The organism is Ruegeria sp. N7 (assembly GCF_056531345.1).
Genome location: NZ_JBQFLR010000005.1, coordinates 48,377 through 70,723, shown reverse-complemented (window position 1 = coordinate 70,723; position 22,347 = coordinate 48,377). Strand labels below are relative to the sequence as shown.

The following is a 22,347-nucleotide window of genomic DNA, read 5'->3' as shown; positions in this document are numbered from 1 at the left end:
ATCAGATAGCCGAGCCTTCCGGGGGATTAGCGTAAGTAGGGGATGTGAAGGGTGTAACGCCCAAACCTTCCGCAGCGATTGCCGAACGGGTGGCGGGGCATGTCTCAAGGTGCAGAAGCACTTTCTGCAGATGCGGCGTGTCGGCCAGTTGATACCAGCTGCGGTCAGTACTTACAGGGTACAGGGCCATCCAGCGCATCATGCAGGCGACATAATAGGTCAGAACCGATGGGACACCTGCGCGAAACCACTCAGGCCCGCGTTGCGCCAGCGCATCCAGCAACCGCAGGTGCTGCAGCAACCGGGGTCGGATGCCCGCGCGCAGCGTGTCGGCCTGTGAGGCGTCTATGTATTTTTCAGCGTAGAACAGGATGCGCAGATCCGCATGCAACGTGTTGGACGCGAAGAACAGCCATTTCAGAAATCCGGCGCGTTCAGGATCATCCACCGCCGGGGCCAGTTGACCATGGCGCTCTGTCAGCCAAAGCAGGATCGCCGCAGTTTCAAAGATCGGGCCCTGCGGCGTTTCCAGAACCGGGATCAGCCCGTTGGGATTAAGCGACCGATACGCGTCGCTGTCCTGCTCGTTCTGGCGGCGGTCCACCAGCACGGTTTCATAAGCCACGCCCATCTCGTCCAGCGCCAGCCGGATCACCAGCGAGGCGTTGTCAGGGGCATAATGCAGGCGGTACGGGGTCAACATGCGCGCAACTTACAGCGCAAAGATGTGGGTGTAAGACATGATTGCGACTTTTCCGACAGGAAACGCGTAGTCCTGAGACATCTTAACACCTGTCGGATCGCAAAATGGGGTCGCAGTCGTCTGACGCATTCCCTATAACTCCGTCAGAATAAACTGGGAAAGCTGCCATGACCAGAGATCTGTCGCCAATCGACACCGCGAAATATGTTGCCGCGTACCGTGCCGCCGACATGGTTGAAGACGGGATGCGCGTGGGCCTTGGCACAGGATCGACAGCCGCCTGGCTGGTGCGCCGTCTGGGTGAACGGGTGCGCGAAGACGGACTGCGGATCAAGGGTGTTCCAACCTCGACCCGCACGGCGCAGCTTGCCCGCGAGGTTGGTATCGACGTCATTTCACTGGATCAGGCCGGTTGGCTGGACATGACCATCGATGGCGCGGATGAGTTCGATCAGGACCTGAACCTGATCAAGGGCGGTGGCGGTGCGCATCTGCAGGAAAAGATTGTGGCCACGGCCAGCGACCAGATGATCGTCATCGCCGATGCAGGCAAAGAAGTTGAAACTCTGGGGGCCTTTCCGCTGCCTGTCGAGGTCATTCCCTTTGGCTGGCAGACAACGCGCACATTGATCGAGGAAGCCCTGGATACGATGGATGTGCTTGGGACATCCTCGGCGCTGCGCATGAATGGCGAGGCGCCGTTTGTGACGGATGAGGGCAACCACATCCTTGACCTGCACCTCAAGCGCATCGGCAACCCGCGCCAGATGGCGCTGATCCTGAACCAGGTGCCCGGTGTTGTGGAAAATGGCCTGTTCATCGACATCTGCGACAAGGTCGTGATCGGCCATGGCGATGGCCGGGTCGAGCTGCGTGATATCAACGCGGGCACGGTCGAACTGGATCAGCTGCTCAGCGGGTCGCGCGATAACCTGTTTTCCGATTTTTCGGACTGAGTATCGTGCAGGTCCCTTCGGCAAGTGGCTATGAAAGTTCGAATTTTCCGCGCCGGGGGTTGGCACAGGGTTTTTTACGCCCAGATATCCAGAGAATTTTGCAAGTTGAATGAAGGAACCCGGCATGAGCTTTGACTATGATCTTTTTGTCATCGGCGGAGGTTCGGGCGGGGTCCGCGCGGCGCGTGTTGCGGCGGGCGAAACCGGTGCCAAGGTCGCGCTGGCCGAAGAAGACCGGTATGGCGGCACCTGTGTGATCCGGGGCTGCGTGCCAAAGAAGCTGATGGTCTTTGCCAGCGAATACTCGGGCATGGTCGGGGATGCGCAGGCCTATGGCTGGGACATTCAGCCCGGCGCGTTCAACTGGAACACTTTCCACGGCAAGCTGGTGGCCGAGCTTGATCGGTTGGAAGGGATATATCGCAATATCCTGAAGAACAACGGCGTCGAAAGCTTTGACCAGCGTGCGCGCCTTGTGGATGCCCACACGGTCGAGCTGGCCGACGGAACCCGCAAAACGGCCAAACACATTCTGGTCGCCACCGGCGGTCGCCCGGTTGTTCCGGATTTCCCGGGCTCGGAACTGGCGATTACGTCGAACGAGATATTCCACCTGGACAAGCTGCCTGAAAGCATCCTGATCGTAGGGGGCGGTTATATCGCCTGTGAATTTGCCGGGATCATGAACGGGCTGGGGGTCAGGACGACTCAGTTCTATCGCGGCGCACAGATCCTTCGGGGGTTTGATGACGAGGCGCGTGGACTGATCAGCGAAGAAATGTGTCAGAACGGCATCGACCTGCATCTGGGCACCAATGTGCTCGAGATGAAAAAGCAGGGCGACAAGATCTGGGTCAAGGCCACCAACGGCTCCGAGCAGAGTTTTGATGTGGTAATGTATGCCACGGGCCGTGCGCCGAATGCCGATAACCTTGGGCTGGAGGCTTTGGGCGTTGAACGCGGCCGTAAGGGCGAGATCATCGTGGATGAATACAGCCAGACCGCTGTGCCTTCGATCTTTGCCATTGGCGATGTGACGGACCGGGTGAACCTGACACCGGTTGCGATCCGCGAGGGGATGGCCTTTGTGGAAACCGTGTTCAAGGGCAATCCGACACCGGTGGATCACGACTTGATTCCGACCGCGATCTTCACTCAGCCTGAGATGGGAACTGTCGGCCTCAGCGAAGAAGAGGCAGCAGAACAGGAACCGATTGAGGTTTATGCCACATCTTTCAAGCCGATGCAGAAATCCTTTGCTGGCGGCACGCAGCGGGTACTGATGAAACTCATCGTCTCTCAGGCCACGCGCAAGGTGCTGGGTTGCCATATTGTCGCCCCCGGTGCCGGCGAGATGATCCAGCTGGCGGGAATCGCCGTAAAGATGGGCGCGACCAAGGAAGATTTTGACCGCACGGTTGCAGTTCACCCGGTCATGGCCGAAGAACTGGTGACAATGCGGCAACCTGTGCGCACGGCTTGATTTGCAAGCGCGCGCACACAGGTTACAAGGGAACCCGTGATCACACGGTCCAAAACGAAGGAAAAGATACATATGGCGGGCAACAGCGGCGGCCCCTGGGGGGGCGGAGGCTCATCCGGTGGCGGAGGAAATCAGGGTAACAACGGGAACGGGCGCAAGCCTCCCGAAAGCGATGGCCCGCATATTCCCGAGATCGATGAACTGATGAAAAAAGGCCAGGAGCAGCTGCGCGTCCTCATGGGCGGCCGTGGCGGCGGTGGCCGTGGCGGTAGCGGTGATCAGGGCGGTGGCGGTCCGGCCTTTACCAAGGGCACCCTGCTGCTGGGTGGCGTCGCCGCTCTGGTGATGTGGGGCGTGGCCAGCGCCTATACGGTCAAACCCGAAGAGCAATCAGTTGAACTGCTGTTTGGCCGCTTCTCGGGGATCGGTACAGAAGGTCTCAACTTTGCCCCATGGCCGGTTGTGACGGCCGAAGTTATTCCGGTGAAGGTCGAACAGACGGAAACCATCGGCTCGGGTGGTCGTGGAAGCGATGCGGGTCTGATGCTGACGGGTGATGAAAACATCGTCGATATCGATTTTCAGGTGGTCTGGAACATCTCCAATCCGGCAGATTTCCTCTTCAACCTGCGCGATCCCAGACAAACGATTCAGGCGGTTTCGGAATCCGCGATGCGCGAAATTATCGCGCAATCTTCGCTTGCGCCGATCCTGAACCGCGACCGTGCGGTTATCGCGGAACGGCTTGAGGAGCTGATTCAATCCACGCTCGACAGCTATGGTTCAGGCATCAATATCGTTCGTGTGAACTTTGATGGTGCCGACCCGCCAGAACCGGTCAAGGACGCATTCCGCGAGGTTCAGTCAGCGGGTCAGGAACGTGACCGGCTTGAAAAACAGGCTGATGCCTATGCCAACCGGGTTCTCGCCGGTGCGCGTGGTGAAGCGGCACAGGTTCTGGAAGAAGCCGAAGCCTATCGCGCCCAGGTCGTGAACGAAGCACAGGGTGAGGCCAGCCGCTTCAGCGCGGTTTTGGCGGAATACGCCAAAGCGCCGGACGTGACGCGCAAGCGTCTCTATCTTGAGCGGATGGAGCAGGTTCTTGGCGACGTAAACAAGATCATTCTGGATGAGAATGCCGGTGGGCAGGGGCAGGGCGTTGTCCCGTATCTGCCGCTGAACGAATTGCGCCGCAACTCGGGCGAGGGGAACTAAAAGATGCGTAAATCAACTTTTGTTCTGCCTGTCATTTTTGTTCTTGTGGTGGCTGCGCTATCGTCGATCTTCATCGTCGACGAACGTGAAAAAGCACTGGTTCTGCGATTTGGTCGCGTTGTGAGCGTCAAGGAAGATCCCGGTTTAGCGTTCAAACTGCCAATCTTCGACGATGTGGTTCGTTACGACGACCGTATTCTGAGCCGCGAGGTCGGACCACTGGAGGTGACACCTCTGGATGACCGTCGTCTGGTGGTTGACGCGTTTGCACGCTATCGGATTACCGATGTGCGCCAGTTCCGCGAAGCGGTGGGTGCGGGCGGCATCGATACCGCAGAACAGCGGCTGGATTCCATTTTGCGGGCGAAAACGCGCGAAGTTCTGGGTTCTGTCAGCTCGAACGATATCCTCAGCTCGGACCGGGCGGCGCTGATGCTGCGCATCCGCAATGGGGCCATTACCGAAGCGCGCGACCTGGGTCTTGAAGTGATCGACGTCCGGCTCAAACGCACTGACCTGCCGCAAGCCAACCTCGAAGCCACCTTTGCGCGTATGCGTGCCGAACGCGAGCGTGAAGCGGCAGATGAAGTGGCCCGTGGTGAGGAAGCTGCACAGCGTATCCGCGCGCAAGCCGATCGTACAGTGGTGGAACTGGTGTCGGATGCCCGCCGCGAATCTGAAATTGTTCGTGGTGAGGCCGACGCCGAACGCAACGCGATCTTTGCGGATGCCTACGGAGCAGACCCCGAGTTCTTTGAATTCTACCGCTCTCTGTCTGCCTATGAAAATGCGCTTCAGGGCGGAAACAGCTCGTTGGTGCTAAGCCCGGATTCGGACTTCTTCAACTACCTCAGCTCGCCAACAGGTCGGCGGGCACCGGTGGCGGTGCCGTCCGAATGATGGGTATGATCCTTCTGGCCTTCGGGCTGGTACTGATTGTCGAGGGGCTGGCCTATGCGCTGGCCCCTTCGCTTATCGAGCGGATGCTGGAGGCGTTGCGCGCCATGCCCGAACAGGCCCGGCGTCTGGCCGGGTTGCTTTGTGTTGTCAGCGGTTTGATCCTGCTCTGGGGGGCATATCAACTGGGCTTTTGACGGGGCGGTTTCACGTGCGGGTGATTTCCCTGCGATCCCGAGTTGCTCACCGGGTTAAACTGACTACATTGGAAACTAAGAAAGGCCGAAACAGGCCTTGGCAAGATTGTCGACAAGGAGAGCTCAAGTGCAGGCGAAAGCGCGCAGTTTATCCGTCCGGTGGGACGACGTGAGTGTTTGGATGCGGCTGTTGTGGCTGGCCTTTGCCGGTACGCTGCTTGTGCTGGCGCAGTCGGTTTCCGCTCAGGCCAGAGGCGAAAGCCTGGCGCCCTTGGCCGAAAAGATCAGCCCGGCCGTGGTGAACATCACCACAAGCACCCTGATCGAAGGTCAGACAGGTCCGCAGGGCATCGTGCCCGAGGGGTCTCCGTTCGAGGATTTCTTTCGCGAGTTTCAGGATCGCAACGGCGGCAATGACAACGGCCCGCCCCGACGCAGCAACGCCCTTGGGTCGGGTTTTGTGATCTCTGAAGATGGCTACATTGTCACCAACAATCACGTCATTGCGGAAGCTGATGAAATCCTTGTGGAGTTCTTCCCCGGCGACGGGCAGCCCAAAAAAGAACTGGTGGCCAAGGTCATCGGAACCGATGAGAAAACCGACATTGCACTGCTCAAGGTCGAGGCATCCGGCCCCTTGAAATACGTGCAATTTGGCGACAGCGACGTGGCGCGTGTGGGTGACTGGGTTATTGCCATGGGCAACCCGCTGGGCCAGGGCTTTTCTGTATCCGCTGGTATCGTATCGGCCCGCAACCGGGCGCTCAGCGGATCTTATGACGATTACATCCAGACAGATGCGGCGATCAACCGGGGCAACTCGGGTGGTCCGTTGTTCAACATGGACGGCGAAGTGATCGGCGTGAACACCGCGATCCTGTCGCCCAACGGTGGTTCGATCGGCATCGGCTTTTCGATGGCGTCGAACGTGGTGGTAAAGGTCGTCGATCAGCTGCGCGAATTTGGCGAAACCCGGCGCGGCTGGCTGGGTGTCCGCATTCAGGACGTGACCGAGGATATGGCCGAGGCGATGGGGCTGGAAAAACCCGGCGGCGCGCTGATCAGCGATGTCCCGGAAGGCCCCGCCCAGGAGGCCGGTCTGAAAGCAGGCGACGTGATCATCAGCTTTGACGGCGTCGAAGTCGAAGACACCCGAGGTCTGGTCCGTCAGGTCGGCGAAACAGAAGTCGGCAAAGCCGTCCGGGTCATTGTACACCGTGATGGCGGCACGCAAACAATTCTGGTCACGCTGGGACGCCGTGAGGACGCAGAAAGCAAAGACGATGACGAAGAAGAAACGCAGGATGCTCCGGTCGAAGAAAACGCCGATATTCTCGGGCTGACCATCTCCCCGCTCACAGATACGCTGCGCGCGGATATGGGATTGGACGCAGATGCCCAGGGTCTGGTGATTTCGAATGTTGACGAAGCGTCTGAGGCTTACGCGAAAGGGTTGCGCGCGGGTGACCTGATCACCGAAGCGGGTCAGCAAAAGGTGGAAAGCATCGCGGATCTGGAAGCCAGAATGGACCAATCGCGAGAGGCTGGGCGGAAATCCCTGCTGCTTTTGGTCCGCAGGGGGGGCGAGCCGCGATTTGTGGCGCTGAGCCTGGAAGAATGATTGGAAAAGGCCGGGACAAGCGCCCGGCCTTTTTCATTGCCTGAACACCTGAAGAGGCATGCAGAAAGAAAATGAGCCATACGCTGAAATTGCGTATGGCTCAGATACAGGGAGAGATCAGTGGACAGATATCGGGGATGATTCTCTGACCTCCTACGGTAACAACTTCACCTTAGGTCAACACCGGCCCCTTCGTATGTGAACCAGATCACACTGGTTCAGATAAGTTCGGAATCGGCCAGTTCCCGCAATGCGTCGAAATCCTGAATCAACAAGCCGCCGCGCGAGGATTCGACAATATTGTCGCGTTTCCAGATCGAGATTGTCTTGGAAACGGCCTCGCGCGTAGCCCCGACAAATTCGGCAAGCTCGCTCTGCGACAGGGTGATGCGCTGCGTTGGGTCGTCCTGCAATTCCGACAGATGCAGCAGCTTTCGGGCCAGTCGAATGGGCATGGGCAAAAAGACCTGCTCGTTCAGCTGCAACCCCATCCATCGCATCCGCAGCCCGGCCAACCGGATCAGATCCACGGCAAGGTCAGGCTGTTTTCTGATCTGGTTCATGACGTCATTGCGACGCACACGCAGGACGCGCGATGGCTCGGCCGCGGCAATAGTCGCCGTACGCGGGCCGTTGTCAAACAGAGCGATCTCGCCAAAAACTTCACCTGGGCGCATCAGCGTCAATGTCAGTTTCCGGCCGCTCATCGCCAGAAAGGACACTTCAAGCGTGCCTTCCAGAATGGCATAGAGCGAATCCCCTTCATCGCCTTGTTCGAAAAGGGTTTCTCCTTGAGCCAGCGAGATGTCGGTCGCTTGCGCCGAAAGCATCTCTCTAAGCCCGTCGGAGGCCTCCGAAAGGAAGCCGCTGGTGGGAAAGGCCGTCATGTATACACCGATCTTGGGTAAGGTGTGAGTGTGGGTGGTGACACAACTTCCCATAGCTCGGCGGCTAAGCCAAGAATTTTGTTTGTTTTGCAGGTATTGCGACGTCAGGGCAGCTATTTCTGTTCCGGGTCGTCCATATAGCGTTGCAGGATGCTGAATTGCAGCATCAGGAAGGCCATCAGCGCGATGGGAAATCCGAAGGTTTCGATTTTGACCCAAAGGTCGGTCGACATGGTGCGCCAGACAAACTCGTTTGCGGCGGCCAGAACGGCGAAACAGGCGCAAAGGCGGCGCGTCAGAATCATCCACCCTTCGTGCTTCATCGGCAGCAATTCATCCAGTACGTAGGCCAGATAAGATTTCTTTTGCAGCAACCCGATGCCAAGGATCAGGGCGAACAGGCCATAGACAAGCGTGGTTTTCATCTTGAAAAACCGCTCGTCATTGAACCATGCGGTCAGGCCACCAAAGAAAATGACCATGAAGGCCGTGAAAATCTGCATCCGGCTAAGCTGGCCGGTCAGATACCACAGGATACCCATTGCCCCCAGCATCAGGGGGACGAAGATAATCGTGGCGATGATAAAGCCGGAATACTCGGTGCCACCGATCAGAAAGCTGTCATCACGCAAGCGCAGGTAGATGAAGAAGAAGGCCAGCGGCGGGCCAAGCTCCAGCACCTGTTTCAGAAATGGGTTGATATCTTTTTTGCCTGTCATCGGTATGTCCTGCTGCTTACCCGCCCATTTCAACTATTACTGCGCCGAGTGCAATCAATGCCATCAATGCAATGCGTCTTGGGCCAACGGTCTCCTTCAGGACAAGCCAGCCGATCAGCGCCGCAAAGACGGTTGAGGTTTCGCGCAGCACGGCGGCTTCGCCGACTTTGTCCAGCCGCGTGGCCAGCATGATCGACCCGAAGGACAAAGGCGCGATGATGCCGCCAGCCAGACCCCGCAGCATCAGCAGGCCGGGCGCAGGGCGATGTGTCATCGCGCGCCATCTGAGGAAGGCGTAGACCGGCATCGCCGCGCCGTCGATCATGAAGAACCAGGCCAGAAATGTGAACGGGTCGGCGGTGGCGCGTATGCCATAGGCGTCATAGGTGGTGTAAAGGGCGACAAACAGCCCCGTGATGATCGCCAGGACCAGCGCAATTCCCAGCGTGTCCCGGTTGGTTTCAAGAAACCGGAAATTATAGGCGGCCAGGCCGAATATCCCGGCCAGCAGGGTTGCGACGCCCAGCCACTGCACGGTCGAGAATGTTTCACCGAACAGAAGATAGGCACCAATGACCGTAAACAGCGGGCCTGTCCCGCGCACGACGGGATAGACGACCGTGTAGGACCCTTTGGTGTACGCCGCGGCCTGCAGCGTCTTGTAGGCAATGTGGATCAGCCAGACGAGGGCGAAGATCGGCCACATATGAGGTTCAGGCCAGGGCACCACGAAAAAGGCAAACGGGGCGGCCATCAGACCATAGCTGGCGTCAATGGCACCGCGGGACAGCCATGGATCATGACGGCCTTTCTGCAGCGCCCCGAACGCGGCGTGCAGGAAGGCGGCCATCAACGCCAGTGCCAGCGCCAGTTGGTGACCGGCTTCGGTGCCTTCAAGTGAGATCAGCCAGTCGCTCAAATACGCAGACCTTTTGTAGGGCGGAGAGGGGTGGGGGCTGTCTGCCCCCACACCCCCGAGGATATTTGGGGCCAGATGAAGTGGCGGATCAGCCCTTGTCGAGCCCGGTCAGGGCGGCGGCGAATTCTTCGGGATCGAAGGGGGCAAGGTCATCGATCTGTTCTCCCACCCCGATAGCGTGGATCGGCAGGCCGAACTTGTCGGCCAGCGCGACCAGCACACCGCCCTTGGCGGTTCCGTCCAGCTTGGTCATGATCAGGCCCGAGACATCGGCCAGCTTGCGAAAGGTTTCCACCTGGCTCAGCGCGTTCTGACCTGTGGTGGCGTCAAGGACCAGCAAGGTGTTGTGCGGTGCGGTCTCGTCAACCTTGCGGATGACGCGGACGATCTTGGCAAGTTCCTCCATCAGGTCGGTGCGGTTTTGCAGGCGTCCGGCGGTATCGATCATCAGCAGATCCGCGCCTTCGGCCTGAGCCCGGGTCAGCGCGTCAAAGGCGAGGCTGGCGGGGTCCGAGCCCTCGGGCGCGGTCAGAACCGGAACCCCGGCGCGATCGCCCCAGACTTGCAATTGTTCGACGGCCGCCGCGCGAAAGGTGTCACCGGCGGCGATGACGACTTTTTTGCCAGCCTGCTTGAACTGGCTGGCCAGTTTGCCGATGGTCGTGGTCTTGCCCGAGCCGTTGACGCCGACGACCAGCACCACTTGCGGGCGTTTGGGATAGATCGGCAGGGGCCTGGCCACGGGCTCCATCACGCGGGCCACTTCCTGCGCCAGCAACTGTTTGATTTCCCGGGTCGAGAGTTTTCGCCCAAAGCGCCCCTCGGCCATGTTCGAGGTGACACGCAGGGCGGTGTCGACGCCCATGTCAGAAGCGATCAGCAGCTCTTCGAGTTGCTCGAGCATGTCGTCATCCAGCGTGCGGCGTATTTCTGTGGCAGCGCTGCCACGGCTGAACAAGCGGTTCAGGATGCCTTTGGATTCAGGGACTTCTGGTGGCGGGGCAGCTGGTGTGGGATCCGCCGGGGCGGGGGCAGGTTGTTCAGCCGGTTCCTGCGCCGGTTCAGGGGTCGGGATTTCGGGAACCGGTTGCGGTTCGGGCTCAGGTTCGGGGAGGACAGGGTCGGGAACGGCGGTTTCCTCGCCACCATCCTCGACGATGGCGTCCAGCCCCTGTTCGAGGCGGGATGAGGATTTGAACAGCTTGTCCTTTAGCTTTGAGAAAAACGCCATATTTGGTCTCCGCAGGTGTTCCTTTCACCTAATGCGGATTTGCGGCAGTTGCAAAGGGTCACGCAAAAGCAAAGACGAAACCAAATTGCGCGCCCCAGTAGAGCGGCCAGATCAGATAGGGCGTCAGCTTGTGGGCGGGGTGGTTCGCAGGCAGCAGGAACTTTTCCGTAGCAAGGATCAGATCGGACGCGATGAAGGCGATTGCAGCCGGGAATGCCCATCGCAAGGCACCTGTCTGGGGCAGCGCCAGCACGGTGATCCCCATGCCAAGGATGATCGGGATATAGGCCAGAACAGGGCCTTTCAGGTCTCCGGCGCGGGGGGCAAGCAGTGTGGCCATGACAATGCCCAGAATGACCAGAGACCACACGATCGCGGGGGCATCCCAGATCAGGCTGGCGGAGCTGGCAGGATGCGACAGGAACAGGGCGATATAGGCCAGATGCCCGGCGGCAAAAGCGGCAATGCCGGCCATGAACGTGGCATCCGTTTCACGCGACAACAGCGCGTCCCCGGTTGCGCACAGGGCAAGCGCAGCGGCAAGCATCCATGGGCTGCCCTGCAGAACCGCAATGACTGCCAGCGCGGCGACCGAGGAGGTTTTCAGCACAGTGCGCAAGGAACTGGCTGGTCGGGCCGTCAGGGGCAGGTATCCCAATGCGCAGCCAAGGGCGATCCAGAAGAGAAAGGTTGTCATGTCACCTCACCGCGGTTTTCGAATACCTTCATCCCGAGCGCGGCATATAATCAAGCGCTTACGTTGAGTTAAGCGTGTTTCCCCAAGCCCTGGCCAAAGGGTGAATGGCATAGCGGGATCGCATCTGACACAATGGGCGTATGTTCCGAGCGCTGATGATTCTCGCCTGCTTTGCCGCACCGCCCGCTGCGGCCCAGACCCCTTTGTCCGGCCCCGAATTCGACACCTATACGCAGGGCAAGACCCTGTTTTACGGGTTCGAAGGGCAGGTTTACGGGGTCGAACGCTATTTGCCCAACCGCCGCGTGATCTGGTCATTTCTGGATGGCGATTGCAAGGAAGGTGTATGGTATCAGCAGGAAGAGCAGATTTGTTTCATCTACGAAGACCGGTTTGATCCGCAATGCTGGGTCTTTACGCGATCCGGCGGTGGCCTTGTCGCGCAGTTTGAAGGCGACCCGCAGGCGACCGAACTGTACGAGGCGGAAGATATCGGGGAAGAAATGGTGTGTTATGGCCCCGACGTCGGTGTCTGACTAGGTCACCCGAAGCTCATCATAGCTGAGCATGACATGCTGCTGATATGCAGGTCTTTCTGTCAGCTTATCGTAATAGCGCCGCAGGTTGGGCAGGACCGCGCGGGATATCGCGATGTTGTAATAGCGATAAAGGATATGTCCCAGCTGAATATCGGCCAGCGTCAGATCGGGCCCGCACAGGTAGGTGTTTTCTGACAGCCGGGTATCGGCAAGTACCAGTTTGCTATCCAGCGCGGCAACGGCCTGCTCAATCGCGTTTTGGTCCTGCTCTGCCGGGGCGGTCCGGACAACCTGCCAGAACACGGGCACCGTGAAATCCATCGCAACGTTGATCTTGGCCCATTCCGCCCATTTGTCGATTTCAGCCCGTTGGACCGGGTCGCGTGGCCAGAACGCATTCCCGCCATAGGCATTCGCCAGGTAGCGCAGGATTGCGCCGGTTTCCCACAGCGGTGGGTGATCGCCATCCTGTAGCACTGGGATGGTGCCGTTCGGGTTCAGCTTGCGAAAGGCATCGGTGTCCAGCCCGCCGAATCTGTGCCCTGCATCGTGGCGGTGAAAGCGCAGATCCATCTCTCCGACGCACCACATCAGGGCCTGAACATTCGATGACGTTTTGCGGCCCCAGATTGTCAGCATGGCTTAGAACAACGATCCTTGATCTGGTGTATCCGGTTTGGATTTCCGGTTGGTCTGCTTTGCGGCTGTCCCGGTGCCAAGAATGCCATCGGCGAATTCGATGTCCAGCACCGTGTGTTTTGCGGCCTCGGCCTTGGTCGTGATGACATTCCCATCTGCGCGAACCACGGCATATCCGCGTTCCAGCGTCGCCTTGTAGCTGAGCGTTTCGCGCAGGCGGTCTGTGGCCTCAAGCTGATGTTTCAGACGATCCAGCCGCGTGGTCTGCGCCGCGTTCATCCGGTCACCAAGCCGGGCAAGGTTTTGCGCGTGCTGGCCGATCTCGCGTTGAATTGGGCGCAGGGACAGGCGCGACGACAGGTTGCGCAGTGATTCCTGCCGGGCCGAGACCAGACCGCGCAGAGTTGACGGGCGCAGATGGGCTGACAGTTCCACAACTTGCAGGCGGCGGTTTTGCACTCCTCGCGTCAAAGCCGGGGTCAGGCGATCCGCAATCAAATCAAGGCGTTGCCGGGGGGAGTTCAACAGGCTGTCCGGGCGCGGCAGGGCGCGGGACAAATCGCGCAGCCTTTGCGAACGGCGCTGCACCGCGTCCGTTGCCGCGCGCGACAAGCGGGCGCCTTGCTCGCCGGTCCAGGCGAGCAGTTCGATGCGGACCGGCACGGCCAGCTCTGCCGCAGCTGTGGGTGTTGGCGCGCGGCGGTCCGAGACAAAATCGATCAGGGTCGTGTCGGTTTCATGCCCGACGGCCGAAATCAGCGGTATGTCCGATGCGGCGGCGGCGCGCGCGACACTCTCTTCGTTGAAGCCCCAAAGATCTTCGATCGACCCACCGCCACGGGCCACGATGATCAGGTCAGGACGGGGCAGTGCGCCGCCGGGTGTCAACTGGTTGAACCCTTCGATGGCGCGGGCAACCTCGGGGGCGCAGTTTGCGCCCTGCACGGCCACGGGCCAGATCAGCACCTTTCGCGGGAACCTGTCCCGAAGCCGGTGCAGAATGTCACGGATCACCGCGCCCGAAGGCGATGTCACGACGCCGATGATCTGCGGCAGATACGGCAGGGGCTTCTTGCGCTCGGGCGCAAACAAACCTTCGGCCTCAAGCTGTTTCTTGCGCTTTTCCAGCAAGGCCATAAGTGCGCCCTGACCGGCAACGGCAACTTCATCGACATTCAGGTTGTATTTGGATTGCGCGCCAAAAGCGGTCAGGCGACCAGTGACGACAACCTCCAGCCCTTCCTCTGGCACGACCGAGAGGCTGGAAACTTGACCTTTCCATGTCGTGCAGGCCAAAACGTTACGGTCGTCCTTGATGTCGTAGTACAGGTGCCCGGACCGGGCCTTGAACACGCGGCCAACTTCGCCGCGCACGCGGATTCGCCCGAACGCGCCTTCCAGCGTGCGCTTCACCTCGCCCGATACCTCGGAAACCGTGTATTCAGGGGTGTTTTGGCCCGGAATCGGGTCATCAAGCAGGTCGGACATTTCAGCGCCTTGTTTCAATTGCTCACCCAGCTTAGAACGCCGCGCAGGCGAGGCCAAGCAGATCGGAGACGACCCCATGAACATCCTTATTCTCGGCAGCGGCGGGCGCGAACACAGCCTGGCCTGGGCGGTGATGCAAAACCCAAAATGCGACCGTCTGATCGTGGCGCCGGGCAATGCCGGGATCGCTCAGATCGCGGAGTGTGCCGCTCTGGATATCGAAAACGGCGGGGCCGTCGTCAGCTTTGCCGAGGAAAACGCGATTGATTTCGTGATTGTCGGTCCCGAGGCCCCCTTGGCCGCCGGAGTGGCGGATCGCCTGCGCGAAGCCGGGGTGCTGGTTTTCGGACCGTCTGCCGAAGCGGCCCGGCTGGAGGCCTCGAAAAGCTTTACCAAGGAAATCTGCGACGCGGCACATGCGCCCACCGCCGCTTATGCGCGGTTCACCGCGCCCGAGCCCGCCAAGGCCTATATCCGCGAACAGGGCGCGCCCATCGTGGTCAAGGCCGATGGTCTGGCCGCCGGCAAGGGCGTGATCGTGGCCATGGACGAAGACACGGCGCTTGACGCCATTGACGACATGTTCGGCGGTGCCTTTGGTGGCGCGGGGGCCGAGGTCGTGATCGAAGAGTTTATGGACGGCGAAGAAGCGTCTTTGTTTGTTCTGTGCGACGGCCAAGACATCCTGTCCATCGGCACGGCACAAGACCACAAGCGGGTGGGTGATGGTGACACGGGCCTGAACACCGGGGGGATGGGTGCCTATTCTCCGGCGCCGGTTCTGAGCGCGGAAGTTGAAGCGCGTGCGATGGAAGAGATCGTGCGCCCCACCATTGCCGAGATGAAGCGCCGGGGCACGCCGTTTCAGGGAATTCTCTATGCAGGGCTGATGATCAAGGACGGCCAGCCGCGCCTTGTGGAATATAACGTCCGTTTTGGGGATCCGGAATGTCAGGTCCTGATGATGCGTCTGGGCGCGCAGGCGATGGACCTGTTGCATGCCACCGCCGAAGGGCGGCTGGGCGAAATGCGGGTCAACTGGGCCGATGATCACGCGATAACGGTCGTGATGGCGGCCAAAGGTTATCCGGGAACCTACGAGAAGGGCACGGTCATCAAAGGGTTGGACGGCTTGCCCGAGGACAGCAGCAATATGGTGTTTCATGCGGGCACAAGCGAGGCTGCGGGGCAGGTGCAGGCCGTCGGCGGGCGCGTTCTGAACGTGACCGCGCGCGGAAAAACGCTGCAAGAGGCGCGCGACCGGGCGTACCAGATGGTTGATGCCGTGGATTGGCCTGAAGGGTTCTATCGCAGCGATATCGGCTGGCGCGCTTTGGAGGGATGATCGGGCAGGGGGCTTTGCCCCCTCGGCCTTGCGGCCTCCCGGCACTGCGCGGGTTCGCGGTCGAAATCGTCCGCTGGACGATTTCTTTTCAACCACTCACCCTCCAGGATATTTTTGGCCAGATGAAGAGGCTGATCAGCACTTCAGGGCTGATGTGAGATTGTCGCGCTGTTTGAGCGGGCGCAAGTCCGTCAGGTGCCAGCCATCCTGATAGGAAACACGGATGATCCGCGACCAGTCGGCGCTGGCGAGGATCATTTCGGGATGGTCGCCACAGCTCCTCAGGCCGCCGGAAATGAAATCCTCACCGATCTTGTGGTTGGTCAGGCCGGGCAGAGCAGCGATTTCGGTCAGTCCACCATCTTTGAAGCGCCAGATTCGCAGGGTTTTGGCCAGGTGGGGGCGGTCGATATAGGCGATCTCGATATTGCCGTCACCATCCAGATCAGCAGCACCGACCGGGGCGAGCCAGCGGAAACGTGCGCCGATATGAGGAGTGGCCGCTATTTTTTCGCCAGCGGCGTTGTAGATCGCAAGCTGAGCGCCTGTTGTGTCCTGCGTTTCGACGACAACTGCTTCAACCGCGCCGTCCCTGTCGATGTCTGCCAGACGCGGCGCGAGGTCTTCGAATACACGGTCCTGTGGCAGGCGAACCGTTACGACTGTGTCATTGACCACAAGTTCCAGCGCGCCGTATTCGATATTGTCACCCAAAACGCCATGCGCGTATCGCGTGGTTGGTTCCGCGAAGCGGGCGTCGGTGATGGTATCCGCCGCGACGGCGATTGGCAGCGCGCACCACAGGCCAAAAGGGAGCAAAGCGCTGCGCACCCGACATTGCCACAGGCGGGCGGGCTGACGCGGCGCTTTGTTGGGCATCAGATCTGCTTTTCAGGCATCTGGACAATCAGGCCGTCCAGCGCGTCGGTCACCTTGATCTGACAGGTCAGGCGCGAGCGGGCCGGGTCGGGCTCATAGGCGAAATCCAGCATGTCCTCTTCCATGTCGTCCTTGGCCGGGATTTTCTCGACCCAGTCGGGGTGAACATAGACATGGCAGGTCGAGCAGGCGCAGGCACCGCCGCAATCGGCCTCGATGCCGGGAATGTTGTTGTCACGGGCCCCTTCCATGACGGTCAGTCCGTTGGCGACCTCGACAGTGTGCTCGGTACCGCCATGCTCGACATAGGTGATCTTTGCCATTGCGTGCGTCTTCCTTTTGCGATGTTCGAAACCTTCCTTAGTGAAGGGAGTTAGGTGTTTCCAGCCTCATTTGCGACTCCTTACGCCGTGTCTGGACTTTCCTGTATTTTGTTCTATTTTTGTTCTCATGCTTGTTGCCCCTTTTCACCACGCGGTTTCAAACCGGAACTGGCCGCGACCGCCGTCCTGTCTGCCCTCCGCCCAGCTGGAGGCCCCGCCCGAAGGGGCGCGTGTGGCCGTGGCCGGGCTGGTGATCCTGCGGCAGCGGCCGGGGACGGCCAAAGGCGTGATCTTTCTGACGCTTGAGGATGAGACCGGGATCGTCAACGTGGTGGTCTGGCGCAAAATCTACGAACGCTTCCGCCGTGCGGTGATCTCGGGGCGGTTGCTGAAGGTGACAGGCCGGATGCAGCGGGCGCATTCGGTGACCCATGTGATCGCGGAAGAGATCGAGGATATCTCGGACATGCTGGACCTGCTGGTGCAGGGGCAGGGTTAGGTCTGTCGTGCGGATCAATCCAACATTGTTCGTCACAGTGCCACAAACCCGCGCCTGGAGAGCGGGGCGATATGTTTTCTTTGCCTCAAATGTGTGTTTAAGGCGCTTTTCCGCCACTTGAACGCGGGATGGTCGACTCTCCGGCGCCGGGCGCGTAGTGACACGCATCTTTGCGCATCGGCTTGCGTCAAAGCTCGGGCCGGATTGCGCATCACTCAACGTCTTTTCAGAGTCAGTTCGGATGCCCAACGCAACACACCAAGGATCGCTCGAAAAAACCGTCTCACGGGACGAAAGCCGGATTTCCGACCGTCTGGCAGAGCTCTCGGAACTCACACGTTCTGCGGGGTATGTTCACACCGCCCGAATGATTGATGAGGCGTTAAGCGCTTATTCCTTTGAACGCAGGCAGGTTGAGACTGCAAAAAAGCTTCGGTCGGAGTTGCAGCAACTCAAGCGGATTGAAGTGTCGCGCTCGTCTGACGAAACGGATCGAAAGCCGCATTTGGTTCCGAACTTTCGGTCCCGGCGGTCGGCAAAACCCGATGGTATGCTTTTCGACGGGGCCGAGCGTTCTGACGGCGCAGCCCAGAAAGCCGGAGCGAACAAAGGGCAGGCCGCATTTGTCCTGACAACCCGGATGCGTGTTGACGGGCGGAACGTTGCAAGGCTGCGCAATGGGCACTGGACAGGTATTTCCATGTCTTTCCCCGCGGAACCTGAATTCCAGTTTCGCTGACAGGTCGCCCCACGCCAAGGATTCTCCGCCGGGGGCGTTGCAGGGCCGGATGCAGAGGGCGCATTTGGTAACCCATGCGATCGCGGCAAGGATCGAGGATATGCCGGGGATACAGGATGTGTTGGTGTGGGGGAGAGGGTTAGTCCGCTTAGCGGGACCTTACTGCCATTCGTCCCAATGATTTGAATGACCGCTCATGGTTCCAATGTAGTCAGGCATCTTCGGCTGAGCGCGCCGTTAGCCATGTCACGACATTGACGACCGATTCATTGGTTTTGGCGGTTCGTGGCATGAGGACATAGAAATCATTTCCGCTCGCGTCCCAAGCTGCACCAACCTCGATCAAACGTCGGGCTTCAAGGTCATTAGCCACCAGAAACCGGCTTACCAACGCCAAACCTTGCCCGGCGATTGCTGCATCGACCGCAAGGGAGGTTTGGCTCAGACGAAGGTGACGAGGAGACTGGTCCCGTACGCCTAAATGCGCAAGATAGCTGGGCCATAGGTCATGGGTATCATGGACCTTCGGCTGGTTGGCGAGGTTTTCTGGGTCAAGATGAGCCTCACCTTTGGCCGCAAACTTTGGCGCGGCGACAGCGATTAGCGACTGCTTGAACAAGAGCGTTACGTCCAGCGATGCGCCAAATGGCGGCGATCCCTGGCGCACTGCAAGGTCTATCCCGTCGCTGTGGAAGCTGGAAACTCTTTCGGTCGCCATAATCCGCAAATCGATATCCGGGTGCGCTGCGGTGAAGTCCGGTAGGTTGGGGATCAGCCATTTCGCAGCAAAGGTCGGTGTGACACTGATAAGAACTTTATTCGGCTCTGGTTTCAGTTCGGCAGTTGCGGCTCGAAGGTCTACGAACACTCCGGCAATGCGGTTGTGATAGCTGCGCCCGACTGGCGTAAAAGCCAAGCCTTTCGGCACCCTTTCAAACAAGACCACATCAAGATGCGCTTCGAGCTGGCGTACCTGTTGTGCAACGGCCCCTTGCGTAACGCCCAATTCATCGGCGGCTGAGCGGAAGCTGAGGCGGCGACCGGCTGCATCGAACGCACGCAAACTGTTGAGCGGGGGAAGTTCGGTCATTTTTCAATAGTAATTCTACTGTCATGCAACATCAATTCTGAATCGAATTTCACCAAAAAAATAACCATGTATGGTTCAATCAAGAAAGGATACTCGACATGACAGTAGAAAAAGTAGCTTTGATCACGGCTGGCGGCAGCGGCATGGGCGCGGATGCAGCCCGCAAATTGGCAGAAGATGGGTTCAAAGTCGGCATCCTGTCCTCGTCCGGCAAGGGTGAGGCGCTCGGCGGAGAACTCGGCGGCTTTGGCGTGACTGGCTCTAACCTTGATGGAGAAGCGCTGAACGCTCTGGTCGAGGGTGCGAAGGATCGTTGGGGCCGTATCGATGTCTTGGTGAACTCTGCTGGCCACGGACCGAAAGGACCGGTTCTCGAAATCAGCGACGACGATTGGCATCAAGGGATGGAAGTCTACCTGATGAACGTGATCCGTCCGACAAGGCTTGTCACACCCACAATGCAGGCGCAGCGCGGCGGGGCGATCATCAACATCTCAACCTTTGCGGCATTTGAACCTGACCCTCTTTTCCCAACGTCGGGGGTCTTCCGGGCCGGGCTTGCTGCATTCACGAAACTCTATTCGGATAAATATGCGTCCGAGAACATTCGCATGAACAACGTCCTTCCGGGATTCATAGACAGTCTGCCCGAAACCGATGACCGCAAAGCGCGTATTCCCATGGGGCGCTACGGTTTCGCTTCGGAGGTGTCTTCTCTCATTTCGTGGCTCGCCTCGAATCATGGTGGCTACATGACAGGACAAAACTTGCGTCTCGACGGAGGATTGACACGTGCAGTCTGATACCTTGGCGCTCGCGTCATCGCGCGAGCGCCTTGTCTTCGCGGTCAAGTGGGGCGCATCCGCAGTTCAGATCATGGGATACACCGCGACCGGGTTTGGCTGGACACCATGGAACCTCTACCTGTTTCTTGTCGGAGTCGTGGGTTGGTTCGCCGTCGGCGCTCTATGGAATGACAAGGCGCTCATGCTGGTCCACCTTGTCGCGCTAGGCGCAATGATTGCAGGTATGGCAAGCGGCTGACACAAAAGAGCGGTCATTAGTGCGTCTTGCAGCATCGGTCAAAGAGGGCTCAAAGCAGCCCATAAGTCTTACCGCTTGAACAAAACGCTCTGCGCCTGCTTGTCCCGGTGATCCCCTCGCAACTCGGCATACAACGCGCGTCCGGCCTGAACGGCTGGGCGGGCGCTGACGGTCTCCAGCCAGCGGGCAAAGTGCGGCTTGTCCTCCAGCACCTGCTGCTGGCCTTCCCACAGGCTGGCCCAGCCCCAGATCGACATGTCGGCGATGGAATAGAAATCGCCCGCGACATACTCGTTTTCGGCCAGCCGCCGGTCCAGTACGCCGTAAAGGCGCGCGACCTCGGCGCGGTAGCGGTCCTTGGCATAGGGCAGGTCCTGTGGCGGGTCCAGTTGCGGGGCGTATTTCAGGAAGTGATGCGCCTGACCCGCCATCGGGCCAACGCCTCCCATCTGCCACATCAGCCATTCCTCGACCGCGATCCGGTCGCGCTCGGTCCTGCCATAGAACCGCCCGGTCTTGCGGGCCAGATACATCAGGATCGCGCCGCTTTCGAAAACCGAAATAGGTGCGCCGTCCGGCCCGTCGGGATCGACGATGGCGGGCATCCGGTTGTTGGGCGCGATCTTCAGGAACCCGGGGTCGAACTGGTCACCCTTGCCGATATTGATCAGATGGGTGGTGTAGGGCAGCTCCATCTCTTCCAAGGCGATGGAAACTTTCCAGCCATTCGGCGTCGGCCAGAAATACAGATCAATCGGGTCAGCCATGTGTTCTCCTGATGTTGACGGGGATCATGCGGGTTTCTGCCGGTTCGGCAAGTACCGCTTACGAAAGCGTGACCGAACCGCAGGCCGGGCTTGACCGAGAACCGCCCGAGGCGTATTGCGATCCTGAAGCTACGTGGCGATTTGTTACCGGATTGCGGGCCACGCTAAACAACACCGCTAAAAGGTCAGGATGAAAGACCCCTTTCGCTTGGCCGCGTCTGGGGTTTTTTGTTTGCCTCCACCCGAGGCTGAAAGGATTGAGATGAGCGAGAACTGGAACAAACGCACCCAAGCCGTCCATGGCGGCATCCGTCGCAGCCAGTATAACGAGGTGAGCGAGGCGATTTTTCTGACGCAGGGTTTCGTCTACGAAAACGCTGAACAGGCCGAGGCCCGGTTTCTGGAATGTGGCCCGGACGAGTTCATCTATGCCCGTTACGGCAACCCGACCGTGTCCATGTTCGAGCAGCGCATCGCGGCGCTGGAAGGCGGCGAAGATGCGTTTGCGACGGCCTCGGGTATGGCCGCCGTCAACGGCGCGCTGACCTCGATGCTGAAGGCCGGGGACCATGTCGTTTCGGCCAAGGCGCTGTTCGGCTCGTGCCTCTATATCCTTGAAAACATCCTGAGCCGCTATGGCGTGGACGTGACCTTTGTTGACGGCACCGATCTGGAACAGTGGAAGGCTGCGATCCGCCCGGACACCAAGGCCGTTTTCTTTGAATCCATGTCGAACCCCACGCTTGAGGTGATCGATATCGCCGCCGTGGCCGATCTGGCCCATGCGGTCGGAGCCGTTGTCGTGGTGGACAACGTGTTCTCGACCCCGGTGTTCTCGCGCGCGATCCAGCAGGGTGCGGATGTGGTCGTCTATTCAGCGACCAAGCATATCGATGGGCAGGGCCGTGCGCTGGGCGGTGTGATCATCGGAACCAAGGACTTCATCCGAGGAACCGTTGAACCCTATCTTAAGCATACCGGCGGCGCGCTGAGCCCGTTCAATGCGTGGATCATGCTCAAGGGTCTTGAGACGATGGCGCTGCGGGTCAATGCTCAAGCCGAAAGCGCGCAAAAGATTGCCGAGGCGCTGGAAGGGCACCCGGCGCTGGAACGTACACTTTACCCCGGTTTGAAAACCCATGCCCAGAACGCACTGGTTCAGACCCAACTGGGCGGCAAGGGCGGAACCGTGTTGTCGCTGGACATCAAGGGCGGCAAGGATGCGGCTTTCGCCTTCCTGAATGCGATGACCATCCCGGTGATTTCGAACAATCTGGGCGATGCCAAATCCATCGCGACACACCCGGCGACAACAACGCACCAGCGTCTCAGCGACGCGCAGAAGGACCAGCTGGGCATTACACCGGGCCTGATCCGCTTTTCCGTCGGGCTTGAGGATGCCGGTGACTTGCTGGCCGACCTTCGGCAAGCGCTGGAAGCCTCGCAGAAATAAACCAAAGCCCCCCGCGT

At 59.5% G+C, this 22,347-nt stretch carries 25 protein-coding genes and 1 riboswitch; of the genes, 13 read left to right on the top strand and 12 right to left on the bottom strand.

The features are described from left to right. Position 1: 1 nt before the first annotated feature. Complete coding sequence (locus ACR0ES_RS08805) at positions 2-703, bottom strand: glutathione S-transferase family protein (RefSeq protein ID WP_480486041.1); 702 nt, start codon at positions 701-703, stop codon at positions 2-4. Between the two features lie 167 nt (positions 704-870). On the opposite strand from ACR0ES_RS08805, the gene rpiA reads away from it, so the two are divergent. The 6 genes from rpiA (at position 871) to ACR0ES_RS08775 (ending at position 7,072) form a co-directional block, all read left to right on the top strand. Then, the gene (gene rpiA, locus ACR0ES_RS08800; protein WP_209504279.1) at positions 871-1,659 is read left to right on the top strand and encodes a ribose-5-phosphate isomerase RpiA; all 789 of its coding nucleotides are present in this window, start codon (positions 871-873) and stop codon (positions 1,657-1,659) included. Between the two features lie 124 nt (positions 1,660-1,783). Further along, positions 1,784-3,142 (top strand): glutathione-disulfide reductase, encoded by a 1,359-nt coding sequence (gor, locus tag ACR0ES_RS08795; protein ID WP_480773611.1) that lies wholly within the window; start codon positions 1,784-1,786, stop codon positions 3,140-3,142. Between the two features lie 72 nt (positions 3,143-3,214). After that, the gene (hflK, locus tag ACR0ES_RS08790) at positions 3,215-4,357 is read left to right on the top strand and encodes an FtsH protease activity modulator HflK (RefSeq protein ID WP_480773572.1); all 1,143 of its coding nucleotides are present in this window, start codon (positions 3,215-3,217) and stop codon (positions 4,355-4,357) included. A 3-nt stretch (positions 4,358-4,360) separates the two neighbouring features. Next, positions 4,361-5,257, top strand: a complete 897-nt coding sequence (gene hflC, locus ACR0ES_RS08785; protein WP_480773573.1) for a protease modulator HflC — start codon at positions 4,361-4,363, stop codon at positions 5,255-5,257. After that, the gene (locus ACR0ES_RS08780) at positions 5,257-5,451 is read left to right on the top strand and encodes a DUF2065 domain-containing protein (RefSeq protein WP_267363999.1); all 195 of its coding nucleotides are present in this window, start codon (positions 5,257-5,259) and stop codon (positions 5,449-5,451) included. The genes hflC and ACR0ES_RS08780 overlap by 1 nt, the downstream gene beginning before the upstream one ends. A 181-nt stretch (positions 5,452-5,632) precedes the next feature. After that, complete coding sequence (locus ACR0ES_RS08775; RefSeq protein WP_480870390.1) at positions 5,633-7,072, top strand: DegQ family serine endoprotease; 1,440 nt, start codon at positions 5,633-5,635, stop codon at positions 7,070-7,072. 218 nt (positions 7,073-7,290) lie between these two features. Here the strand turns inward: ACR0ES_RS08775 and ACR0ES_RS08770 are convergent, their stop codons facing one another. The 5 genes from ACR0ES_RS08770 to ACR0ES_RS08750 form a co-directional block, all read right to left on the bottom strand. Then, positions 7,291-7,959, bottom strand: coding sequence for a Crp/Fnr family transcriptional regulator (locus ACR0ES_RS08770; RefSeq protein ID WP_480481510.1), 669 nt, complete (start codon positions 7,957-7,959; stop codon positions 7,291-7,293). 113 nt (positions 7,960-8,072) lie between these two features. Further along, the gene (locus ACR0ES_RS08765; protein WP_480476490.1) at positions 8,073-8,678 is read right to left on the bottom strand and encodes an inner membrane-spanning protein YciB; all 606 of its coding nucleotides are present in this window, start codon (positions 8,676-8,678) and stop codon (positions 8,073-8,075) included. Positions 8,679-8,694: 16 nt separating this feature from the next. Next, positions 8,695-9,597 carry an EamA family transporter gene (locus ACR0ES_RS08760; protein ID WP_480870310.1) on the bottom strand — a complete coding sequence of 301 codons (903 nt, stop codon included), beginning with the start codon at positions 9,595-9,597 and terminating at the stop codon, positions 8,695-8,697. Positions 9,598-9,685: 88 nt separating this feature from the next. Then, on the bottom strand, positions 9,686-10,828 hold the full coding sequence (gene ftsY, locus ACR0ES_RS08755) for a signal recognition particle-docking protein FtsY (protein WP_480481504.1): 1,143 nt from the start codon (positions 10,826-10,828) through the stop codon (positions 9,686-9,688). Positions 10,829-10,886: 58 nt separating this feature from the next. Continuing rightward, positions 10,887-11,525, bottom strand: coding sequence for a lysoplasmalogenase family protein (locus ACR0ES_RS08750; protein WP_480537550.1), 639 nt, complete (start codon positions 11,523-11,525; stop codon positions 10,887-10,889). Between the two features lie 155 nt (positions 11,526-11,680). Between ACR0ES_RS08750 and ACR0ES_RS08745 the strand changes: the two genes are divergently transcribed. Next, on the top strand, positions 11,681-12,061 hold the full coding sequence (locus tag ACR0ES_RS08745; protein WP_267363991.1) for a hypothetical protein: 381 nt from the start codon (positions 11,681-11,683) through the stop codon (positions 12,059-12,061). Here ACR0ES_RS08745 and ACR0ES_RS08740 read toward each other — a convergent pair whose 3' ends face one another. Then, positions 12,062-12,703 carry a glutathione S-transferase family protein gene (locus tag ACR0ES_RS08740; RefSeq protein ID WP_480870307.1) on the bottom strand — a complete coding sequence of 214 codons (642 nt, stop codon included), beginning with the start codon at positions 12,701-12,703 and terminating at the stop codon, positions 12,062-12,064. It abuts the gene before it with no gap. A 3-nt stretch (positions 12,704-12,706) separates the two neighbouring features. Next, positions 12,707-14,191 carry an exodeoxyribonuclease VII large subunit gene (gene xseA, locus ACR0ES_RS08735; protein WP_480481498.1) on the bottom strand — a complete coding sequence of 495 codons (1,485 nt, stop codon included), beginning with the start codon at positions 14,189-14,191 and terminating at the stop codon, positions 12,707-12,709. Between the two features lie 76 nt (positions 14,192-14,267). On the opposite strand from xseA, the gene purD reads away from it, so the two are divergent. Further along, positions 14,268-15,536, top strand: coding sequence for a phosphoribosylamine--glycine ligase (gene purD / locus ACR0ES_RS08730; protein WP_480870304.1), 1,269 nt, complete (start codon positions 14,268-14,270; stop codon positions 15,534-15,536). Positions 15,537-15,671: 135 nt separating this feature from the next. Here the strand turns inward: purD and ACR0ES_RS08725 are convergent, their stop codons facing one another. After that, complete coding sequence (locus ACR0ES_RS08725; protein ID WP_480870301.1) at positions 15,672-16,415, bottom strand: FG-GAP repeat domain-containing protein; 744 nt, start codon at positions 16,413-16,415, stop codon at positions 15,672-15,674. Continuing rightward, positions 16,415-16,738 (bottom strand): 2Fe-2S iron-sulfur cluster-binding protein, encoded by a 324-nt coding sequence (locus ACR0ES_RS08720; protein WP_209504265.1) that lies wholly within the window; start codon positions 16,736-16,738, stop codon positions 16,415-16,417. Before ACR0ES_RS08720 ends, ACR0ES_RS08725 begins: the two co-directional genes overlap by 1 nt. A 127-nt stretch (positions 16,739-16,865) precedes the next feature. On the opposite strand from ACR0ES_RS08720, the gene ACR0ES_RS08715 reads away from it, so the two are divergent. Next, a complete protein-coding gene (locus ACR0ES_RS08715) occupies positions 16,866-17,237 on the top strand; it encodes an OB-fold nucleic acid binding domain-containing protein (protein WP_209595858.1) in 372 nt (123 codons plus the stop codon). A gap of 241 nt (positions 17,238-17,478) precedes the next feature. Continuing rightward, the gene (locus ACR0ES_RS08710) at positions 17,479-17,976 is read left to right on the top strand and encodes a hypothetical protein (RefSeq protein WP_480773581.1); all 498 of its coding nucleotides are present in this window, start codon (positions 17,479-17,481) and stop codon (positions 17,974-17,976) included. 211 nt (positions 17,977-18,187) lie between these two features. On the opposite strand, the gene ACR0ES_RS08705 is transcribed toward ACR0ES_RS08710, so the two are convergent. Further along, entirely contained in the window at positions 18,188-19,066 is an 879-nt protein-coding gene (locus tag ACR0ES_RS08705; protein WP_480537492.1) for a LysR substrate-binding domain-containing protein, read from the bottom strand. Positions 19,067-19,164: 98 nt separating this feature from the next. Here ACR0ES_RS08705 and ACR0ES_RS08700 point away from each other — a divergent pair, with 98 nt between their 5' ends. Further along, the gene (locus ACR0ES_RS08700; RefSeq protein ID WP_480537491.1) at positions 19,165-19,869 is read left to right on the top strand and encodes an SDR family oxidoreductase; all 705 of its coding nucleotides are present in this window, start codon (positions 19,165-19,167) and stop codon (positions 19,867-19,869) included. Beyond that, complete coding sequence (locus ACR0ES_RS08695) at positions 19,859-20,110, top strand: DUF6552 family protein (protein WP_480508603.1); 252 nt, start codon at positions 19,859-19,861, stop codon at positions 20,108-20,110. The genes ACR0ES_RS08700 and ACR0ES_RS08695 overlap by 11 nt, the downstream gene beginning before the upstream one ends. Before the next feature lie 68 nt (positions 20,111-20,178). Here the strand turns inward: ACR0ES_RS08695 and ACR0ES_RS08690 are convergent, their stop codons facing one another. After that, complete coding sequence (locus ACR0ES_RS08690) at positions 20,179-20,877, bottom strand: glutathione S-transferase N-terminal domain-containing protein (RefSeq protein WP_480493443.1); 699 nt, start codon at positions 20,875-20,877, stop codon at positions 20,179-20,181. A 123-nt stretch (positions 20,878-21,000) separates the two neighbouring features. Continuing rightward, positions 21,001-21,078: riboswitch (SAM riboswitch) on the top strand. Between the two features lie 61 nt (positions 21,079-21,139). On the opposite strand from ACR0ES_RS08690, the gene metZ reads away from it, so the two are divergent. After that, positions 21,140-22,330, top strand: coding sequence for an O-succinylhomoserine sulfhydrylase (gene metZ / locus ACR0ES_RS08685; RefSeq protein WP_480557305.1), 1,191 nt, complete (start codon positions 21,140-21,142; stop codon positions 22,328-22,330). The last annotated feature ends 17 nt before the right edge of the window (positions 22,331-22,347 follow it).